Genomic DNA, 19,662 nt, shown 5'->3' with positions numbered 1-19,662 from the left:
TTGGTCGCAATCTGACGAAGGCCTTCGAGCCGCCCGACTCAAATTTCGATGCGGTCACGCCGTCTGTAGTGGTGATTGTCATACATGATGGATGACCCTTGAAACCTCAATCTAGGGGGAAGGGGGCGAACTCGACTGACTAGTTCAGATTAGATTTATGTCCATCCGATGGCGAAATAATCCGAAGCTCTGTAGGGATTTGATTCCTATCGGGAGCGCGTCGCTTCTTGGATGAAGTGATCACGGCAAGGTGGACCGTTTAAGAATACGGATGAATTTAAAATGCGCGGAATGAAGTTGCTTATCAGGTTGGCATTGTTGCAGAACTCACGCTTGAGGCATGACTTCCCCTTCCCCCGCTGAGGTTATGCGACGCGAACGATCTCGGCAGTGCCGAGGGCATTGAAGCGGTTCATGAGTGCGACGCGAATGTGGATCTCGGCGGTTTGGCGGTCAGGGTCTCTTGCGGCTATGCGTTCGCCGAATGCTTTGAGGCATCGCATTTTCGCCTCCACGCGGCTGCGTGCGTGGTATCCGGTCCAGTACTTCCAGAATGCTCTGCCGTAATGCTTCGTGGCGCGCAGCGTCTCGTTCCGCGCCTTCGCTGCCGGGCCGTCTTCCTTCCAGGCGCGCCCGTTTCTCCGGATCGGGATGATCGGTGTGGCTTGCCGGTCGGCGATAGCAGCATGGCAGCGACGTGTGTCGTAGGCACCGTCGGCGGTCACCGTGCCGATCTGCTCGTCCTCGGGGATCTGGCCGAGTAGCTCGGGTAGGATCGGGCTGTCGCCATCGCGGCTTGGAGTGAACTCGACGGCCCGGATGTCGGAAGTGGCCGTATCCATGGCGAGATGCACCTTGCGCCACTGACGACGGCCTTGGGCGCCATGCTTGCGCGCCTGCCACTCACCGTCGCCGAGGAACTTGATGCCCGTGCTATCCACGAGCAAGTTGAGCGGGCCATCGGAGCAGCGATACGGGATCTGGACCGCCAAGGTCTTTTGCCTGCGGCACAGGGTGCTGAAGTCGGGGACGGACCAGTTCAGCCCCGCCAACCGGAGCAGGCTGGCCACCATACCGGCGGTCTGTCGCAAGGGCAGCTTGAAGAGAACTTTGACCGACAGACAAAACTGGATAGCGGCATCTGAGAAGACGGGTGGACGTCCGAGCCGACCTTTATGCGGCGCCAGCCAAGCCATCTCCCGGTCTATCCAGATCAGCATTGAGCCGCGCTTGCGCAAGGCAGCGTTGTAGCTGGACCAGTTCGTCGTGCGGTAGCGGGCGGGGGAAGGCTTGCTCATGCAGCCCGTCTAACCAACTGGATTCACGCTGTGAATCGCCCGCAGACAGAGTTCTGCAACAACGCCTATCAGGTTGTGGGATTCACGAGAATCAAGAAATCACGTCGGAATGGTCTGATGCTTTCAGAACACGCCGACGATATGTTGCGACGCGCCAAAAATAGTAGGCAACTAGGAGGATCACCACACCGGTGGAAACCGGATTCATCCAACCCGCGACCTTGGTGTATTGCGACTGGAGCCAGTAGCCAGCAAGCGTGAGAAGAGTGGTCCATGCCACCGTGCCGACGGTTGTGTATGCCAGAAATTTGGCAATCGGCATTCGTGCCACGCCTGCTGGAACTGATATGAATGTGCGCACAGTCGGAATTAGTCGACCGATCAATACCGCCATTCCGCCATGCCGCTGGAACCATGCGTTTGACCGTTCCAACTCGTCAGGTGTGATTGTCAGCCAACGGCCATGCCTGTTCGCGAGACGCTTGAGGCGGTCCATTCCGATCTTTCTGCCGATCCAATACCAGAGAAGGGCTCCCAACAGAGAACCAGCCGAACCGGCTGAGATTACCCCGGCAAGGCTTTGCTGACCGACAGCTGCGTTGAACCCTGCGAGCGGCATGATCAGTTCCGAGGGGATTGGCGGAAAGACGTTCTCCAGTAGCATCAGGAAACCGATGCCGAGTGCTCCGACAGAGTCGATGAATCCCGTTATCCAGTCGAACATATGGTGTTCCCCCTTCTTAGTTGTTCAGCTCAACCCAACCACAACGACAGGGTTGTGAGCAGCAGGGTTCCATAGGTCCACAGATAGATCATTCGTTCGACGGCGTAACTGTGTTAAGTTATATTGACAAATTGAGGGGTGAAAACCGGCTCGAGGTGATGTTGATGGCGCCCAGAAAGAGCGCCATGGTACCATCGTCCTGACTGGCCCCGTGGTGAGCGTCTCTAAGCTTATGGGGACAGCGTTCGATGGATTTGCGGGCGCGGGACAGGCATCGAAAAATCCCGATGTGCTTCTCGCGGCACCTCCCTAAATGGATCATGGGTAGGTCTTTGGAGCGCTTGACGGTTTTCCGTATGTGGTCTGTGTCATAGCGGCGGTCGGCGAGTACGGCGCTTGGGGCGAGCAGGTTGTTTGCCACTACCGGATCGTGCTTGAGGTGGTCGAAGGTCTGTTTTGGTGTGATATCGGTTCTGGAATAGAGCATGGACCGACATGGTCCTTGGACAGATGACCGATCAGCGCCTCACCATTGACAAGGATGTGGACCTGATCTCGAAGCGCGCCGCGCGGCCGGCACAAATCTGTCAAGAGCCCCTTTCTAGCCTGCTTCATGATAATGAGCGCGGACCACCGTGGAGCCGACCATGCGGAGTGTGTCCTGCGCGGTGCCAGCGTGGTTCAACGCGGGGATATCGTCTCGAAGCCTGGCCGGCGTCTAGCGCCAGAACTGGCGGCAAGCGTTCGACAACTCGGTCCCATCCTTCGGGTAGATTTTGCCGCGGCAACCCGGTCCCGGCAATCTAGATAACGCCATCCAGCCCACGACGGCGGTTGGCGGTTTGCATCCGTTCCGAGCGCGAATTGCGGAAATGGAGAGCGCGAAGAGTACCCGCTCCTCGTTCAACATCAAGTTTTGTTCAAGCTATTATTTATTTCAGACACTAAGCTGGATTACGACAGCGCACGGCGTGACCTTACTGGGCGAACACGATCAAGCTGATACCGATAATTTTCTGAATTACGATCAGATAAAATTAGGATCGATATTAAGAAATAAATTCGCATTAATGCGCCGCGAAAATACGGTTCTGTTTGAGAAATTCCGTGAGTCGCTCCATACTCGGCATGAACCGAGATGGAGCATCAAGCCTCATGCGATCGCTCAATGCCGCGCGTTCAGGCTCGTTTGTCGCCCTTGTTGCGGGATTCGGGCTCTGCTTGCTTGTCCTCCTGAGCGTCATGTCTGCCAGGCGGTATATATTAACCACGCAGCACGGCCTGGAAATTTCCCGCCTTTTCCTCAGGTTGGAGCGAACGATCGGCTACGACGGGTTCATCCACAATTTCAAGAACGCCGTGCTTCGACCTGATGAACCGATCTATCAAGATCGCGCCCGGTCGGACTTCGCGGAAGTTTTGTATATCGTCGAGACGACCAGCCGGCTCGCTGATGAGCTTGGCATTCCACATGATCTGGATGCCGTAGCCAAGACAGTTAGCGAATATCGAAGCAACCTCGATAGAATCCAAGCTTTGTCATTGGATGGTCTCAGCAGCGCGGAGATAGACGATATAGTTCGCGTTTCAGATGAATCTGCCGGCGCTGCGATACGTGGCTTTGAGGCCGAGATAGAAGACGTACTTGCCTACCGTCAAACACGCCTGTCGGTAACATTTATCGCGAGTCTAATTTCATCCTTATTGCTTTTCGCAGCACTACTAACTTTCAGCTTTTTGAGAAGACGCAAACTCCATGAGTATACCGCAGCGATCGAACGACACGACCGCATCCTCCGCAAAGCGGAAGATCTGGCTAAGCTGGGACGGTGGGAAAGCAATCTACGTGATCGGATTACTTGGTCGGAATCCACTCATCGCCTGCTTGGCGTCGAAGCTGAGGAGTTTGACGGATCGCGGGATTACGCCTGGGAACTTGTCCATCCCGAAGACAGGGGGCAACTACGGCGCGCGATGCGCAAAGCTGTAGAGGGTGACGGAAATTTTTCCTGTGTTCACAGAATGATACGCCCTGACGGAAAGACCATTATCGTAAACGATATCGGTGAAGTTACCTACAATTCCATAGGCGAAGTTGCGGGGTTCACCGGGACAATTCAGGATATAACCGAGATCATCGAACTGGAGGATCGATTGCGTCAGGCGGAAAAGGTGGAGGCAATCGGTCAGCTTGCCGGGGGGGTTGCCCACGACTTCAATAACCTCCTTGCCGTCATCCTCGGCAATCTGGAATTGTTGATAGAATCCGACAAACAGGATGACGTCCAACGACACGCGAAATCGGCTTTGGAGGCGACCAGGAAAGGCGCAAGTCTGACCCGAAGCATCCTTGGTTTTGCCAGAAAGTCTCAGCTTCATGTCGAGCTGACCGACCTAAACGAGCTTTTGCGAAAAAGTAACGAGATTACCTCACGTGTCTTGCCTGCTACGATCTCCCTTGAAACCGCTTTGTCGGCGGGGCTTTGGTCAGTCGAGGTGGATCGGGATATGGTCGACCATGCCATCCTCAATCTCATCATCAATGCGCGTGATGCGATGCCGAGTGGTGGTCAAATTACCATCGAGACTGCAAATATCCGGATCGACGACGATTATATCGACTCGCGTGGTGAGGAAATAGAACCAGGCCGGTATGCAATGATTGCGGTAAGCGACACCGGTACGGGCATTGATCCGGAAAATCTCAGAAGGATATTCGAGCCCTTCTTTACCACCAAGCCTCCCGGTCAGGGATCCGGTGTGGGTCTGGCGATGGTAATGGGTTTCATGCGCCAGTCTAAGGGAACCATCTTGGTCTATTCCGAAGTCGGAGTGGGGACGACGTTCAAGCTCTACTTCAAGACCAGCAACGGTACGTTGGCTCCTGATGTCCTGCCCGAGGAGAGAGCGGACGCCACAGGAGGGAGGGGTGCGCGCGTGCTCGTGGTCGAAGACGAAGCCATGGTCCTATCGACGATTCAGGAGACGCTTACCAAGGCCGGCTTCGACGTGGTCACAGCTCGGTCCGGCGACGAGGCCTTTTCACTATGGGGGGGCACCAGCGATTACGATATCCTGCTGACCGACATCGTGATGCCCGGCAATCTTCAGGGAACGCATCTTGCGAAGAAACTTCGCGAGCAACGGCCGGACCTTCCGATAGTTTTCATGTCCGGATACGCATCCGAGGCAACAGTCCACGGGAACGGGCTGCAGTCGGACGACGGCCGTCTTACGAAGCCTGTCGCCCGTTCCGAGCTTATCAAGACACTAAACGCTACTTTGCGGAAAAGGATGAATGACGTACCAGATTCCTAGGCTTTGATGTCCGTAATGAAGAATCTTTTAAAGCAACGAAAGAGATGGATATATCCACTATGAAAAGGCGATTGAAGGTTATTCAAGCTTCAGAATTTAAGATAGAGAGATTGCAAGCGGATCATCGCAAGGAATATGCTGTCGTTATTCAGGAGACGTTTCTTGAGAATCTTCATCGCAGACGACAATGCCGAGTTCGCAGAATTCTGCGCCGAGGTCGCGCGGAAGGATGGTTGGTCGCCAGTACTATGCCGGGACGGTCGCGAGTTGATTCAGGCGATGAAACGCGAAGGCGGTCCTGCCCTCATCCTCTGCGATCTCGACATGCCACATCTGGATGGAACCGAAGTTGCAAGGGAACTACCCGATCTGAACGGTGCTATGCGTATCCGCTTCATGACAGGCGGCTCGGACGTCAATGCCCTCGCTGCCCGGCTCATCGCCGAGGCACGCGACCTCTCAGCAGGACGCCTAATGCTCAAGCCAATTTCGGTGGCTGAATTACGCAAGGTTCTTCACTTTGAGCGCGATGCACTGAACCAACTCCGCTCCTGATTATGTTCACTTTTGCCGTGCGGATTTCCGGCCGTAACGCGTGATTCTCCTAACTTCAAAACAGTACACTCACGTTACTTTGAAAGGGGATATTGCAGCACCTTCATCGATTTTTATACCTCTTGGGGGCCACATGGATTCAGCGCAACAAGGTAGAGCTCTAAGGCCTCAAACTTTGTATCGTTTAGGGTTGGCGTAATTAATTGGTGAGGGAGTTTGCCCTGCTTGTACGCAGGACGGATAGTCCTCGATGATTTAGGACGACTTGGATCGCGCTGGTCGGCCATTGCCTCGGTTACCGAGGAGGTTGGCCGGTTTTACCAATGGTTCGTTCCCTCCCTTGCTCTGAGGTAGCATCCATTTTGATTGAGGTGACAGAAAAATAAGTGATCAAAGCTCGACGGATATCAGATCGGTGCGATGCCCTACGATCAGGGTCGACGCATTCCGTCGACGGATGCACTCGGTTGATGTCTGCCGGGCTTGCAGGCGCAGCTTAGAGAAATTCCATCGATTGAAGGCGAAGTTCGGTGAGCGCAAGGTGTTGAGTGCCAAATGCCTCCATATCTGCTAGGCAAAGACCCGAAGATCGAGAAATGTCCCGGCAAGACTACGCTCGACAATGCGACCGCAAAGGATGTCGCATCTAGGATGCCGATGCCCGGTGGGAGACTGGAGGCAGTAATGCACCTCTTGAAGCGCCTTGGGGTAAGTCTGCGTTGGCCGGATCAGGCGCTTGGAATGGATCGCTCGAGCGCGTGTGAGCGAAGCATGAGGCTGGACGATGCCGGTTCGGGTGCATGTCATGATCGAGCGACAGGGTATCGTCGTTCTTAACAAATTCGGTTTTGCCAAATTGCCTGTTCGGCTGTGGATGAACATTACAAAGCTCCGGCGGATCTGGTGGGAAAAGGCTTCGGGTGTGTTGCCGGGGCCGCTAGGAGTGGGTCCTCGAGATGCGCCGGCTTGCGCTGGTGTCGAATGCGAAAACGTCCTGCTGAAGCCTCGCATCGGTTGGCGATTTAAATGCCGGTGGTCGCCGATTTCGTAGCCGGTCTTGGTCGGTGAGCGCAGGCTAGAATGATATGCTTTGTCGCGCCATTGATGGTGCGGATTACCCCGCCAGCGGCATCGCGATGTGCCAGTGTGGGAGCTGTGAAGCATTCCACCGAGGGGAGCCATCCAAGGATCAGCCTATTTCCATCGGCCTCGATCTGGCCAAGAGCTTTTTTCAGGTTCACGTTGCCGACGCGGAGGGGCGGGACGTCGCCAGACGATGCGTTTCGTAACTTTGAAGTCAACCGACCGTCGGGCGGGGCTCTTGGATCACAAGGCGTGGGACTTCCTCGTGCGCCAGCGCATCCAGACGGCGAACGCGATCCGCGCGCAACTGTCGGAGATCAGGCCCTGCGGGCCTCGGCTCGGTCGAAACGCTCCCCCGGAGCGTTTCATGCAGGCAAGCCCGCACCCTTCGCCAAGTGTGGTTGCCAAAAGCATCCATGGTGAGGCGGACGAGCGATCGTGGATGGACCCGCGATCGCCCGCCGAAGAACCGGCTGCTCGAAGCCGTGCGCGATGTGCCCGAGGTAGCGCACCCGGCGCTCGACCTGCTCGTCGGTCGGTTGCGCGATCAGGAGGAGAAGATCGACCTCGCAACGGGGCGGATCACGGCGGCCCAAAGGACCGATCTACTTGCCCGGCGGCTGGCCACCATTCCCGGACCCGGACCCATTGCGTCCGCGGCCCTTGCGGCCACCACGCCCGACGTGGCCGTCTTCCGTTCCGCCTGCGGCTACACCGCCTAGCTCGGTGTGCGGTCCGTCTCTCGGACGGATCGCGTTCCGGCCCGCGACACTCCAAGCGCATTCGTTCGGCGGCAAAGAGCGGCTTGGACGGACCTTCAAAGCCGGAAGCCGCTACCTGTGCCGCCTTCTCTACCTCGGAGCCATGGTGAGCAATTAGGTCGCCATGCGTTTGATACCGATGGCGAACGATCAGCAAGCAGCAGAGACGGCGGGTCGTTCCCGGGGAGCAGGTGCCTGACTGGTTTGATGGAATGCTTGCAAGGAAACCGGTGAAGGTCGTCGCTGTCGCGCTTGCCTCGCGCATGGCCCGTACCGTCTGGGCGCTCATCGCCCGCGGCGGAAGTTACCGGGCCCTGCCGGGCTGAGAAAAGGATTACCGCCTGGGAGCGTCCGGTGGCACCGAGATGGTAAGGCGCGACGTGAGGTGATGGCGACGAGGCTCAGACAGGGCGGACAGCGACACCCAGTTCTGACCCGTGCGGCGCAGAACGCGGATCATTGATCGGGACCTACCGCCCCCAGCGGACTTCATCAGGGCGCGCGGCAGTTCAGCTCGCAGATCAGACGCCGCATACATGGCCACGTCCGACCGGAATGCCGGACCCAAACAAAGCTCTTGCCGAGGGGCCATCCATACACGGTCCGAGCGACACTGGCGAGAGCTCTGATCGCCGACATGTCGACCTCCGACTTTCTGGTCGTCGGGGAGCTTTATGCCCCGATCGCGAAGAGCGACCGTCAAACGATGGCGGACATTCGCCCGGAACGGACGTCCAGGGCGGTGCTATCGTGGTACCGGTACGTCGAGCGCGATTGACAGTACCTTGTACCAAAAATTCATCTAGAGCGCTCTCGGCGGCTTCGGACCGGTCGCACTTACCGCTCGCTGTCGAAAGCTTCAATGGATGGCGGAGAGACAAGATCGTGAACGAGGTGCTGTTCCCCATGCCAGCCAAAGCACGACAAGAAATCAGAAAACGCCATTGCTACGGCGAGCATACGGCCTTGGGAACATCCAACCAATCAACTTCGTGGCTCGGCGCTGACTGGCGATCCACGCCGCGTAGCCTAGAAATGCACCCGCAGACCTTGCCGTAGTTCGGAGAAGAGCAGGGCGCGCAGGCTCGTGCGTTTGGTGACGCCAATCCGCGTGTGCTGGTTCCACGCGAACGCTTCCGCAATTGCCGGAAATATGTATCGCGGAACTCGAATCCTCCTTGCTCCATTGGCCCCGAGCTAGAGGAGGCGGACATGCAGACTATCACACGTATCGCCTCGGCCGGGTCCGCGGCCACTGCTGTAGCATTCGGCCCCGCACGGATCGGATTCGGCCTCTTCCTGCCGCAGTTCCGCGAGGCATTCTCGATCTCGACAGGCACAGCGGGTATGATCTCGAGCCTCAGCTTTGCCACTTTCTTTCTGGCTCTCGGGTGCTCGTACAAACTGATTGCTCGTGCCGGTCCGCGCGTCCCCATCGTGGTCGGCATGATCGCGGCAGCCCTCGGCCTGTCGGCCGTCGCTGCCGCGCCGAACATGATCGTGCTTGCGGTCGGCATCTGCCTTGCGAGCGCCAGCGCGGGGTTCTCGTGGTCGCCATTCAACAACGCCGCCCAGCGGGTTCTCTACGAAGGCGAGCGCCCCGGGGCATTATCCGTCATCAGCTCGGGAACCGCGATCGGGGTATTGCTGGCGGGCCTCCTTGCGTTGTCGCTTGCCTTCTTTGGGTATGGTTGGCGCATCGTATGGGCAGTTTTCGCCGCTGCTGCGGTTGGGGCGGCACTCGCCAACCTCACGGCTCTGTCCGACACAGTCGAACCGGCGGGTGATGCTCCGCCGCGCAAATGGCGCGAGCTCCTCACCCGGTCTGCCATCCCGCTCTATCTCGTTGCGTTCTCCTTCGGAATGACCAATGGGGTCTACGTCACTTTCGTCGCGGCCCGGGTGACGGAACAGGGCGGTCTTGACGGATTGCCTTCACATGCGAGCGGCGCAATCGTCTTTGCCGCCTACGGAGCGTTCGGACTGCTCGGGCTCCTGACTGCGAGGGTCAAGTCGGTTATTGGTTTGTCGTGGCTTTTGCGCGCGCTCAACATTGCCGCCGCGCTATCCATTGCGATTATTGCATGGGCACCGACGTCGTGGTCCGGGGTAATCATTTCGGCCGGCCTTCAAGGCATCTTCGTCATGATGATCAGTGCCGTTCTCTCGCTCTGGTCGGAGCGTCTATTTCCGGATCTGTCGTCGCTCAGTTTCACCGCGGCCTTGCTGATCACCGGCGCGGGCAACATTGCCGGCCCTGCGATCGGGGGATTGGCTGCATCGACAGTGGGGGACGTTGCCATGTTCCTAGGTGCCGCGACGCTCGCCCTTGCAACAGCTCTCGTGCTGAAACCCGGGATCATTCGTGAAAAAGCGTCGACGATGACGGCAGCCTAAGTCATTTTCGAGAAAGGGATTCACATCGAGCGGAGGGCGTGATTCAAGCTGGCATCTGCGATGGAGGCCAGCTTGGCACGCAACCCGATATCGGACGAGGAGCGGACGTTCTTCGAGCCTTTCATCCTGGCCGTCCGCGCCGCGAACGGACGCAAACCTGTCGACAACCGCCGTGTTCTGGACGGGGTGTTCTAGATCGCTCGAACGGGTGCTCCGTGGCGTGATCTGCCGGAAGAATTCGGCAAGTGGTCGAGCGTCTACCGGCAGTTCCGGCGCTGGACGCTGGCCGGGCTCTGAGAAGACATCGCGGAAGCGTTGAACCGCGGTGTGGCCGTACCGGACGCGCTCCAGCTGATCGACAGCACCGTGGTTCGCGCTCACCATCAGGCAGCGGGCTCATAAGGAGGACTCCGCAACAGGGCTTTGGCCGTTCTCGTGGTGGTGTCACGACCAGGATCCGCCTGCTTGTCAACGGCGAGGCATTTTTCGCTTTCGGCCCAAGGAAGATTCCGAGCGGACTGCTCATGAGATTGGAGATTACGCCGGGTCAGGCATCGGACTATCAAGGCTTCGATCTGGTCATGGCTGACAAACTGGCAACGCCGATCGTGCTGCTGGTGGATCGAAGCTACGACGTTGATAGCGTCAGGGCGAGCATGCAGGCGCGCAAGGTTCTGCCGATCATCCCGATGCGCAAGTCCCGCGAGAAGCGCGTCGGCGTGGACCGGTCGCTCTACCGATTACGCAACCTGGTGGAGCGCAGTTTCAACAAGCTGAAGAATGCCCGCCGCGTGGCCATGCGTTACGACAAGACCGCGGAGACTTTCCTCGGCTTCGTCGACATCACCTCGATCCGCTTCAATCCGCTCACCCGAAGGCAGGACACTTTCGTGACCGAGCGCGATGCCGAAATCTTTCATGCCAAGTTCACGACCGTCCGGCTGATCGCCACGGTCGTGGGGCTCGACAGCCGGAATGTCGCTTGCCGCCTGAAAGCGGCGGGTATCCAGCAGTTCCAGGCGAATGACGTTAAGTTCGGCCCGCTTTACCTGGTCGAGGATGTCCGTCCCTTCCTCGACAGCCACCGGTCTGATTGACGAAGGCTGACCCGCCCACAAGACAAAGCAGTCCTTTATGCCACGTCTTGACCACGTGAGAGCGTCAGGCGGCTTAATGCTTAGGTCAGCAGGGCGAGAACGCGCAAGCCGGAATCTCTAGAAGGTCGCCATGCGCGACCAGATATCGGAGCGTGACGGTCAACGCATTGACAACGCTGAGTATTCTGCGACGTCATAGCGATTTTTAAAGGATCTTGCGCACGCAACTGCTGTCTTTTACGCAAGCTTTCCCTTTTTTTGACAAAAACTCGGAAATGGTGACCCCGGCAGGATTCGAACCTGCAACCTGCCCCTTAGGAGGGGGCTGCTCTATCCAGTTGAGCCACGGGGCCACTCTGCGCCCGTTTAGTTGCTCGGGCGCGATGTCGCAAGCTCGGCGAGAATGCTTTGGGCTGCTTCCGCGGGATCCACCGCCTGGGTGATCGGGCGCCCGACGACTATATGATCCGCGCCAGCCGAAACGGCGCTTGCCGGGGTTGCGATCCGCTTCTGATCGCCCGTCGCACTGCCAGTCGGTCGGACGCCAGGTGTTACGATGAGCTTGCCTGCAGCTTCCGTCATTGCGCGAATACCGGCAGCCTCCTGCGGGGAGGCGATGACGCCGTCGGCACCTGCCTCGAATGCAGCTGCCGCCCGCGCCTCGACCATTTCAGTCATCGTACCCGAGCGCATGAGACCGGCGTCGAGGTCTTCTCGGTCGAGGGAGGTCAGAATTGTGACTGCAAGGATCTGCATGCCGGAATTGGCGGCACCTTCCTTTGCGGCGCGCACGACATGTGGATCTCCATGGACCGTCAGAAAGTCTATATCGAAGCGGGCGAGGCCCTTCACGGCTGCTTCGACCGTTGCGCCGATGTCGAAGAGCTTCATGTCGAGGAAAATACGCTTGCCGTGTTCGTCCTTGAGTTCCTGCGCCAGTGCAAGGCCGCCCCCCGTCAGCATGCCAAGGCCGATCTTGTAGAACCCGACCTCGGGGCCGATCCGTCGGACAAGTTCGAGCCCTGCGACAGCATGAGGGAGGTCGAGGGCGACGATAAGGCGGTCATCGGACATTGAGGGATCTCCTTTTCGGGAACGTCGTGGCCGATCGATGGCATCGAGGCAAGCCCTTGGAACCAGGACCGGCGCGATCCGTTCGCAATTCACAAAGAGGAGAGTTTCATGGCCAGATCTTCCAAGGGGGCGGGCAATCTACTGGGGCCGCTCGTCATAGTTGCCGTCGTCGTGGTCGGCATACTCGTCTTTACCTTCAGTATGTCTTCCGAAGATGTCCCGGACGAACCGACCATCATCGCGGAGGATGACGCACCCGACACGCCCGCCGGGGCCGGCACGACGCCGGAAGGTGAAGCGGACGAGTCCATGGAGGGCGTGACAGACCAGCTCGACGACGTCACTCCCGCGGCTCCGGGTGAAGAGAGTGTTCCTCCTGCAGATAACGAGCCGGAAAACGGATCGGATGAGCAGGCCGAGGGCGAGACGAGTGCGGACGAGACCACTGCCGGCACCGCCGATCAACCGGTTGTGACGGATGAGCCGGGATCACAGGCTGCCGGGTCGGGAAGCGAAGCCGACGAAGCACAGACCGAAGAAACTGGGCAGGCGGTTGACGAAGATGCCCAAGACGATGCCGCCGGGTCCAGCGACAACTTTATACTAGATGAAAACAGCAACGAGCAGCCGACTGACGACGTCGTCGATCCCTCAGGCGAAGGATTGCCAGCCGGACGCGACGCGGAAACCGATCTCGATCCCGAGAACGAAGATGATGTTGTGCGTGACACCGATGATGGAGGTGCGGCCTTCATCGCAACGCCGTCCGGGCCTGATGGTCGAGATGACGAGACGGTGGCTGAGTAAGCCCACGCTAGCTATCAGCTTGAAGGCCGGCCTGTTTGGCCGGTCTTCTCTGTTCAAGGCCTTTTCTGGTAAGCTATCCTCAGCCGATCACCGACAAAAAAAGGTGCCGTGCAGAGCACGACACCTGAGTAGTTCTGCGAGGCAGGTGCCCGGTCCGGGACGGGACCGGGCGATATCGTCAGCTTAGGCCACCCGCGGCAGATCGACGGGCGAGATGACGATGCGGTCGACCAGATGGTCTGCATCTTCGATAAGACGCCGACGCAACGGCCTGTTTCCATGCACCGGGACGTTGGTGCGAATTGTTACGGGGCGGACCGGTTGTCCGGGACATTTCATCAGGAATGTCACGCTGGCCTCGATACGGCCAAAATCCCGGTCATGATGAACATTCGTTATCTTGCCGTCCAAGAGGATGAAGTCCCGCTTGCGATCGGTGGCAGGACTGGCATGCCGGTTTCCGACAGTGTGTAGATCGCTTCGGATCGGCGTAACGGTGTCGCAGCTTATCGTGTCTGTTCCATGATACTGGGCCATCATTGACTCCTGACTGCTCGGGGCGGCTTGTTCCGCATTGTCAATCGAACAATGTCGATGTGGATAAGTTCCCCGTGCGTTTCTCACGCTGCTGTGACAAATTGGCACGCTGCCTGCTTGACCGGCAAGATCGGCCCCCCCATCTGCTGCCTGAGGTTCCGAATATGGATGCGCCGCAATTGCCGGGCACCGGGGTGGAACGCTTGAGATGGAGAAAAGACATGAATTTGGATCAGTTCACCGAACGGTCGCGCGGTTTCATACAGGCGGCCCAGACAATCGCGATGCGGGAAGGTCATCAGCGGCTCGTTCCCGAGCATCTGCTGAAGGCCTTGCTCGACGACGAACAGGGATTGGCTGCAAATCTCATCAACGCGGCCGGCGGCGATGCGAAGCGCGTGACCGAGCATGTAACGCTCGCCCTAGGCAAACAGCCAAAGGTGTCGGGTGACAGCGCGCAGATCTACATGGATCAATCGGTCGCACGCGTGCTCGACGAAGCGTCGAAGCTCGCGAAGAAATCCGGCGACAGCTTCGTCCCCGTCGAGCGGTTGCTTACCGCGATGGCGATGGTCAAGACGAAGGCGCGCGATGCACTCGAGGCCGGGGGCGTGAATGCCCAGGCGCTCAACGCGGCGATAAACGATGTGCGCAAGGGACGGACCGCCGATACTGCGACGGCCGAGGAAGGTTACGACGCACTGAAGAAGTACAGTCTCGATCTCACCGCGCGGGCCCGCGAGGGTCGGATCGACCCGATCATCGGTCGTGACGACGAGATCAGGCGCACCATGCAGGTGCTGAGCCGGCGAACCAAGAACAATCCCGTACTCATCGGCGAGCCCGGCGTGGGCAAGACGGCGATCGCCGAGGGGCTCGCGCTCAGGATCGTGAATGGCGATGTTCCCGAAAGTCTCAGGAACAAGCGGCTGCTCTCGCTCGACATGGGCGCGCTGATCGCAGGTGCGAAGTACCGCGGTGAGTTCGAGGAACGGCTGAAGGCCGTATTGTCCGAGGTGACGAGCGCCGCAGGCGAAATTGTCCTCTTCATCGACGAAATGCATACCCTTGTCGGCGCGGGAAAGGCCGATGGTGCGATGGACGCATCGAACCTGCTCAAGCCCGCTCTGGCGCGTGGCGAGCTGCATTGCGTCGGCGCGACGACCCTCGACGAATACCGTAAGCATGTGGAAAAGGATGCGGCGCTCGCCCGTCGGTTCCAGCCGCTTCTGGTCGAGGAACCCAGTGTTCAGGATACAATATCGATCCTGCGTGGGATCAAGGAGAAGTACGAGCTTCATCACGGCGTACGGATCAGCGACAGCGCGCTTGTTGCGGCTGCGACCCTTTCTCATCGCTACATCACCGACCGGTTCCTTCCGGACAAGGCAATCGACCTCATGGACGAGGCTGCGTCTCGGCTCAGGATGGAAGTCGACAGCAAGCCCGAAGAACTCGACGCTCTCGATCGCGACATCCTGCAGAAGCAGATCGAAGCCGAGGCTCTGAGGAAGGAGGACGACCAGCCGTCGAAGGACCGTCTGGCGAGCCTTGAGCGTGAACTGGCCGACATCCAGGAACGTGCCGACGAGATGACTGCGCGCTGGCAGGCGGAGCGGGACAAGCTCAATGCGGGCCGCGACCTGAAGGAGAGGCTCGATCGGGCACGTGCCGATCTCGATATCGCCAAGCGCGAGGGCAACCTCGCGCGTGCGGGTGAGCTCAGCTATGGCATCATTCCGCAGCTCGAGCGCGAACTGGGCGAGGCCGAGGACCGCGAGGGCGATGTGATGGTCGAGGAGGCTGTGCGGCCCGAGCAGATCGCGCAGGTCGTCGAACGTTGGACCGGGATCCCGATGTCGAAGATGCTCGAGGGCGAGCGCGAGAAGCTTCTCAAGATGGAAGAGGAACTCGGGCGTCGCGTCATCGGCCAGCGAGCGGCCGTGCAGGCCGTCTCGAACGCCGTGCGGCGCGCTCGTGCGGGTCTCAACGACGAGAACAGGCCTCTCGGTTCGTTCCTGTTCCTCGGGCCCACCGGTGTCGGCAAGACCGAGCTTACGAAAGCCGTCGCCGAGTACCTCTTCGACGACGATCAGGCGATGGTCCGGATCGACATGTCGGAGTTCATGGAGAAGCACAGTGTCGCCAGACTGATCGGTGCGCCTCCGGGTTACGTGGGGTACGACGAGGGGGGCGTGCTGACCGAGGCCGTCAGGCGGAGACCTTACCAGGTTATCCTCTTCGACGAGGTCGAGAAGGCGCATCCGGACGTGTTCAACATCCTTCTGCAGGTGCTTGACGACGGTATGCTGACGGACGGGCAGGGACGCACTGTCGATTTCAAGCAGACGCTGATCGTTCTTACTTCGAACCTCGGGTCTCAGGCGCTCAGTCAGCTTCCCGAAGGCGCGGATGGAGCGCTGGCCAAGCGGGACGTGATGGATGCGGTGCGGGCCCATTTCCGTCCCGAATTCCTCAACCGGCTGGATGAGACGGTAATCTTCGACCGCCTCACGCGCGAGGATATGGACGGAATCGTCGAGATTCAGCTCGGCAGGCTGGAGCGGCGTCTCGCGGGTCGAAAGATCACGCTCGATCTCGACGAAGGCGCGCACAAATGGCTGGCCGACGAGGGGTACGATCCGGTCTTCGGGGCGCGGCCGCTCAAACGGGTGATCCAGCGCGCGCTTCAGGACCAGCTTGCCGAGATGATCCTCGGCGGCGATGTCGAGGACGGTGCGACGGTTCATGTGAGCGCGGGCTCCGATGGCCTCATCGTCGGCGACCGGGTGTCCTCGTCGAAGCGCGAAAAGCCGCAGGACGCTGTGGTTCATTAAGCGGACAAGGCCCCGGACCTGAGGTTCGGGGCCTTTTCTACTTCTGCAAATGTCCTCAGCCCCCGTTCAGCGAGCGGCGCTTGCGAAAAGCCGAGGCGGAACGAACACCGAGGCGGTTGCACCCGGCTCATGGTGTTCAATTTCGGGGGTCCTTTAGGATCATACATTCGCTCGAACGTCAGGCTAGCTTCAAGGGCCGCATCTGCGTCCTTGGACATTCGGGTGCGAGTACCGATGAAGCTGGGCTCTCTGCTGTCTGAACCTGGTCCTGCAGTTTGCAGACCAACCGACGGAACGGGGGGTCATCCGTTGCGTTCCGATGCCGGTCAGCCAGGGGTTCCCGAATGTGTCAGATATGCTTTTCTCGCCGGTCCTTTCTGACATTGGCCGGGGCAGGGGCGGTTGCGGGATGCGACAGGCCGCCCGATCTGGTCTCGGACGAGCAGGTCGAGAAGATGGGGCTGGAGGCTTGGCAAGACATCCGCGCCAATACCGAGGTCAGCGCTAACCGCGACTATCAGGGGGCGTTGGATCAGGTTGCGGCCCGATTGCTTGCGGCGCAGAATGTGGATTCCGAAGGTTGGGAAATACTCGTCTTCGCGTCGCCGCAGGTCAACGCATTCGCGTTGCCCGGTGGCAAGATCGGCGTCTACGAGGGCATGTTCGAGGTATTCGCCAACGAGGATCAGTTGGCCGCCATTGTCGGTCACGAGATCGGACACCTCGGAGCGGAACACGCCCAAGCACGTATGTCGGCGCAGGTCGCGAAGAATGCCGGAATGCGGGTCGTTGCCTGGCTGCTCAACATGGGTGACGTGCAGTACGCCGCCGAGATCGCGGCAGCACTCGGCCTCGGCGTGGAGGTCGGGCTCTTGCTGCCATATTCGCGCGATCAGGAACTGGAAGCCGACCGGCTTGGCCTGGAGACGATGCAGATGGCTCGCTACGATCCGCGCGAAGCCGTGGAGCTTTGGCAGAGGATGCAACGTGCACAGGGCAATCGCGGGCCGGAATTTCTCGCGACGCATCCGACGCCTGACAGCCGCATCCGCCAGATCGAAGGAATTCTCCAGACGCTCTAGCGGGTGGTGAACCGTGACCATTCCGCCGGGCTGCCGGAAAAGACATTGATGTCGACGCCGCCGGGAATGCCGGGAACGATGCCTGTCCCGGTATATTGCCAGAAGGCCCAATCTTGGCCTTGATAGATCTCGCGCGGATGCTCTGCGACGGCGCGGAGCCAGAAGGTCGCGTCCACCTGACCTATACCCGTCTGCTCGTAGAAGTCCGGCGTGGTGTAGATGATCGGGCGCTTTCCGTAATGTCGAGATACGATCTCGATGAATTTGCGCGCCTCGGCCTGAACGGTTTCCGCGGGCGGCCGGTAGGTGCAGGTGGGCGAAAAGGGGTTCCATTCCATGTCCAGCACCGGGGGCAGCATGTCGGGGTCGCGCGGAACGTTGCGGATAAACCAGCGCGCCTGATCCTCGGCCGATCTGCAGAAGTAGTAGAAATGATAGGCCCCGCGGGCGATCCCGGCCTTGCCCGCGCCTTCCCAATGTCCGGGAAAGGCCGGGTCGATCATGTCGCCGCCTTCCGTCGCCTTGACGAAAGCGAAGCTGATACCCGCCTCGTGTGCTCGGTTCCAGTCGATGCCTCTCTGCCAGCGGGAAATGTCGATGCCATGGATCGCGTAACGCTGAGGCGCGGGGCCTGCGCCCCAATCGGTCGGACTGAGATCGCCGAAGGCCGGATTCAGTCTGAGCGGTGTGCCGGGCGGGCCAGAAGGGCGACTGCAGGCCGCCAGGATCGTCAGAAGGAGAAGAGAGGCAATCGTCAGTCGCATGGCGAGCGATCCCGTCGATGAGGTGAAGCGGGTCACGCCTGATGGACGCGATTTCCCGCGACCCACGTGCCAAGGACACGGCCTTCCATCCTCGCGCCGTCGAATGGCGTGTTCTTTGATTTCGAGGCCAGGGCGAAACGGTCGAGCACGAAGGGTGCGTCGGGGTCGAAGAGCACGAGATCGGCGGGTGCCCCGGCCGAGAGCCGTCCCGCATCGAGGCCGAGCCTGCGGGCAGGGTTCAGCGAGAGTGCCCGCCAAAGCGTCGGCATGTCGATATGGCCCGAATGGACGAGGCGCATGGCTGCCGGCAGCAATGTCTCAAGCCCGACGGCACCGCTTGCGGCCTCTTCGAAGGGAAGGCGCTTGCTCTCTTCGTCCTGGGGTGTGTGCATCGAGCAGATCACGTCGATCAGACCGCTCGCCACCGCCTCGACCATCGCGAGCCTATCGCTTTCCGAACGTAGGGGCGGCTTCAGCTTGAAGAAGGTTCGGAAGTCCCCGATGTCGAGTTCGTTCAAGGTAAGGTGATGGATGCCGATGCCGGCGGTCACGTCGAGCCCGTTGCGCTTCGCGCGTTCGAGCGGAGGCAGGGCCCGCGCGCTGGTTATCTGATCTGCGTGGTAGCGCGCACCCGTCATCTCGACGAGGGCGAGGTCACGGTCGAGTGCCATCCGCTCTGCCATTGCACTCACTCCGGGAAGTCCCATGAGCGCGCCGAATTTGCCCCCCGTCACGCAGGCCCCCTGCGAAAGCCCCGGATCCTGCGGATGGGCGATCACGAGCGCACCGAGCCCGGCAGCATAGGCAAGCGCGCGAGAGAAGACCTTGGTGTCGCCAATGACGCGGTCGCAATCGGTAAACGCCACGGCACCCGCATCGCGCAAGAAGCCGATCTCGACCATCTCTCGGCCCGCGCGCCCCTTGGTCAGTGCGGCCATCGGACGGACATTGACGACCGCGTCGGCCGCTGCGCGCCGGGCGACGAATTCGAGGACTTCGGGCGTGTCGATGGCAGTGTCCGTGTCGGGCCGCGTGACGATCGTGGTCACCCCTCCACGCGCCGCGGCTAGACCGGCGGACCGGAAGGATTCCTTGTGCCGTTCGCCTGGCTCGGACACCTTCACGCCAAGGTCGACGATCCCGGGGGCGAGGCACTTTCCGCCGCATTCGACCACTGTCTGGGCGTTCTCCCCGGGCAGGTCGCGCCCGATGATGCGACCGTCCCGGACCGTGAGGGTGCCGACCTCCTCGGTTCCCGCTTCGGGATCGACGAGACGGGCATTGCGGAAGAGAATGGACATGGTCGGGCCCCGGATCGGTCGCGCGTC

General features: G+C 59.8%; 14 protein-coding genes, 1 tRNA gene and 1 pseudogene. 8 read left to right on the top strand and 8 right to left on the bottom strand.

Annotation, left to right across the window (positions count from 1 at the left end; translation table 11 throughout):
- Nucleotides 1–365: 365 nt before the first annotated feature.
- From RVY76_RS10625 to RVY76_RS10615, 3 genes are all read right to left on the bottom strand, one after another.
- Nucleotides 366–1,298, bottom strand: a complete 933-nt coding sequence (locus RVY76_RS10625; RefSeq protein ID WP_317373939.1) for an IS5 family transposase — start codon at nucleotides 1,296–1,298, stop codon at nucleotides 366–368.
- 91 nt (nucleotides 1,299–1,389) lie between these two features.
- Complete coding sequence (locus tag RVY76_RS10620; protein ID WP_317373937.1) at nucleotides 1,390–2,022, bottom strand: DedA family protein; 633 nt, start codon at nucleotides 2,020–2,022, stop codon at nucleotides 1,390–1,392.
- A gap of 118 nt (nucleotides 2,023–2,140) precedes the next feature.
- Nucleotides 2,141–2,509, bottom strand: a complete 369-nt coding sequence (locus RVY76_RS10615) for a hypothetical protein (protein ID WP_317373936.1) — start codon at nucleotides 2,507–2,509, stop codon at nucleotides 2,141–2,143.
- Nucleotides 2,510–3,177: 668 nt separating this feature from the next.
- Between RVY76_RS10615 and RVY76_RS10610 the strand changes: the two genes are divergently transcribed.
- From RVY76_RS10610 to RVY76_RS10590, 5 genes and pseudogenes are all read left to right on the top strand, one after another.
- Entirely contained in the window at nucleotides 3,178–5,340 is a 2,163-nt protein-coding gene (locus tag RVY76_RS10610) for a PAS domain-containing hybrid sensor histidine kinase/response regulator (RefSeq protein WP_317373935.1), read from the top strand.
- A 162-nt stretch (nucleotides 5,341–5,502) separates the two neighbouring features.
- Nucleotides 5,503–5,895, top strand: coding sequence for a response regulator (locus RVY76_RS10605; protein WP_317373934.1), 393 nt, complete (start codon nucleotides 5,503–5,505; stop codon nucleotides 5,893–5,895).
- 1,499 nt (nucleotides 5,896–7,394) lie between these two features.
- Complete coding sequence (locus RVY76_RS10600; RefSeq protein ID WP_317373933.1) at nucleotides 7,395–7,700, top strand: hypothetical protein; 306 nt, start codon at nucleotides 7,395–7,397, stop codon at nucleotides 7,698–7,700.
- Nucleotides 7,701–8,951: 1,251 nt separating this feature from the next.
- On the top strand, nucleotides 8,952–10,136 hold the full coding sequence (locus RVY76_RS10595) for an MFS transporter (RefSeq protein ID WP_317373931.1): 1,185 nt from the start codon (nucleotides 8,952–8,954) through the stop codon (nucleotides 10,134–10,136).
- 60 nt (nucleotides 10,137–10,196) lie between these two features.
- Nucleotides 10,197–10,993: pseudogene (locus RVY76_RS10590) on the top strand (IS5 family transposase); the annotation flags it as partial.
- 516 nt (nucleotides 10,994–11,509) lie between these two features.
- Here RVY76_RS10590 and RVY76_RS10585 read toward each other — a convergent pair.
- Together RVY76_RS10585 and pyrF are read right to left on the bottom strand one after the other, a co-directional pair.
- Nucleotides 11,510–11,586: transfer RNA gene (locus RVY76_RS10585), tRNA-Arg, on the bottom strand.
- Between the two features lie 13 nt (nucleotides 11,587–11,599).
- Nucleotides 11,600–12,307 carry an orotidine-5'-phosphate decarboxylase gene (gene pyrF, locus RVY76_RS10580; RefSeq protein WP_317373930.1) on the bottom strand — a complete coding sequence of 236 codons (708 nt, stop codon included), beginning with the start codon at nucleotides 12,305–12,307 and terminating at the stop codon, nucleotides 11,600–11,602.
- Between the two features lie 108 nt (nucleotides 12,308–12,415).
- Here pyrF and RVY76_RS10575 point away from each other — a divergent pair, with 108 nt between their 5' ends.
- The gene (locus RVY76_RS10575; RefSeq protein WP_317373929.1) at nucleotides 12,416–13,114 is read left to right on the top strand and encodes a hypothetical protein; all 699 of its coding nucleotides are present in this window, start codon (nucleotides 12,416–12,418) and stop codon (nucleotides 13,112–13,114) included.
- A gap of 183 nt (nucleotides 13,115–13,297) precedes the next feature.
- Here RVY76_RS10575 and RVY76_RS10570 read toward each other — a convergent pair whose 3' ends face one another.
- Entirely contained in the window at nucleotides 13,298–13,654 is a 357-nt protein-coding gene (locus RVY76_RS10570; RefSeq protein WP_317373927.1) for a hypothetical protein, read from the bottom strand.
- A 218-nt stretch (nucleotides 13,655–13,872) separates the two neighbouring features.
- Between RVY76_RS10570 and clpB the strand changes: the two genes are divergently transcribed.
- Both clpB and RVY76_RS10560 read left to right on the top strand, forming a co-directional pair.
- Entirely contained in the window at nucleotides 13,873–16,488 is a 2,616-nt protein-coding gene (clpB, locus tag RVY76_RS10565; RefSeq protein ID WP_317373925.1) for an ATP-dependent chaperone ClpB, read from the top strand.
- Between the two features lie 344 nt (nucleotides 16,489–16,832).
- Nucleotides 16,833–17,570, top strand: a complete 738-nt coding sequence (locus RVY76_RS10560; RefSeq protein ID WP_317373924.1) for a M48 family metallopeptidase — start codon at nucleotides 16,833–16,835, stop codon at nucleotides 17,568–17,570.
- Here RVY76_RS10560 and RVY76_RS10555 read toward each other — a convergent pair.
- Together RVY76_RS10555 and pyrC are read right to left on the bottom strand one after the other, a co-directional pair.
- On the bottom strand, nucleotides 17,567–18,334 hold the full coding sequence (locus tag RVY76_RS10555; protein WP_317373923.1) for a GH25 family lysozyme: 768 nt from the start codon (nucleotides 18,332–18,334) through the stop codon (nucleotides 17,567–17,569). The genes RVY76_RS10560 and RVY76_RS10555 overlap by 4 nt on opposite strands.
- A gap of 32 nt (nucleotides 18,335–18,366) precedes the next feature.
- Nucleotides 18,367–19,635 (bottom strand): dihydroorotase, encoded by a 1,269-nt coding sequence (gene pyrC / locus RVY76_RS10550; protein WP_317373922.1) that lies wholly within the window; start codon nucleotides 19,633–19,635, stop codon nucleotides 18,367–18,369.
- Nucleotides 19,636–19,662: the final 27 nt, after the last annotated feature.

This window comes from Palleronia sp. LCG004, from assembly GCF_032931615.1.
Classification (GTDB): domain Bacteria; phylum Pseudomonadota; class Alphaproteobacteria; order Rhodobacterales; family Rhodobacteraceae; genus Palleronia.
The sequence above is the reverse complement of the archived record's forward strand: the minus strand, read 5'-3'. Positions and strand labels throughout refer to the sequence as shown.

Coding starts and splice junctions, on each gene's coding strand:
- RVY76_RS10625 (WP_317373939.1), bottom strand. CDS start 1,298: ATGAGCAAGCCTTCCCCCGCCCGCTACCGCACGACGAACTGGTCCAGC.
- RVY76_RS10620 (WP_317373937.1), bottom strand. CDS start 2,022: ATGTTCGACTGGATAACGGGATTCATCGACTCTGTCGGAGCACTCGGC.
- RVY76_RS10615 (WP_317373936.1), bottom strand. CDS start 2,509: ATGCTCTATTCCAGAACCGATATCACACCAAAACAGACCTTCGACCAC.
- RVY76_RS10610 (WP_317373935.1), top strand. CDS start 3,178: ATGCGATCGCTCAATGCCGCGCGTTCAGGCTCGTTTGTCGCCCTTGTT.
- RVY76_RS10600 (WP_317373933.1), top strand. CDS start 7,395: ATGGTGAGGCGGACGAGCGATCGTGGATGGACCCGCGATCGCCCGCCG.
- RVY76_RS10595 (WP_317373931.1), top strand. CDS start 8,952: ATGCAGACTATCACACGTATCGCCTCGGCCGGGTCCGCGGCCACTGCT.
- pyrF (WP_317373930.1), bottom strand. CDS start 12,307: ATGTCCGATGACCGCCTTATCGTCGCCCTCGACCTCCCTCATGCTGTC.
- RVY76_RS10575 (WP_317373929.1), top strand. CDS start 12,416: ATGGCCAGATCTTCCAAGGGGGCGGGCAATCTACTGGGGCCGCTCGTC.
- RVY76_RS10570 (WP_317373927.1), bottom strand. CDS start 13,654: ATGATGGCCCAGTATCATGGAACAGACACGATAAGCTGCGACACCGTT.
- clpB (WP_317373925.1), top strand. CDS start 13,873: ATGAATTTGGATCAGTTCACCGAACGGTCGCGCGGTTTCATACAGGCG.
- RVY76_RS10560 (WP_317373924.1), top strand. CDS start 16,833: ATGTGTCAGATATGCTTTTCTCGCCGGTCCTTTCTGACATTGGCCGGG.
- RVY76_RS10555 (WP_317373923.1), bottom strand. CDS start 18,334: ATGCGACTGACGATTGCCTCTCTTCTCCTTCTGACGATCCTGGCGGCC.
- pyrC (WP_317373922.1), bottom strand. CDS start 19,635: ATGTCCATTCTCTTCCGCAATGCCCGTCTCGTCGATCCCGAAGCGGGA.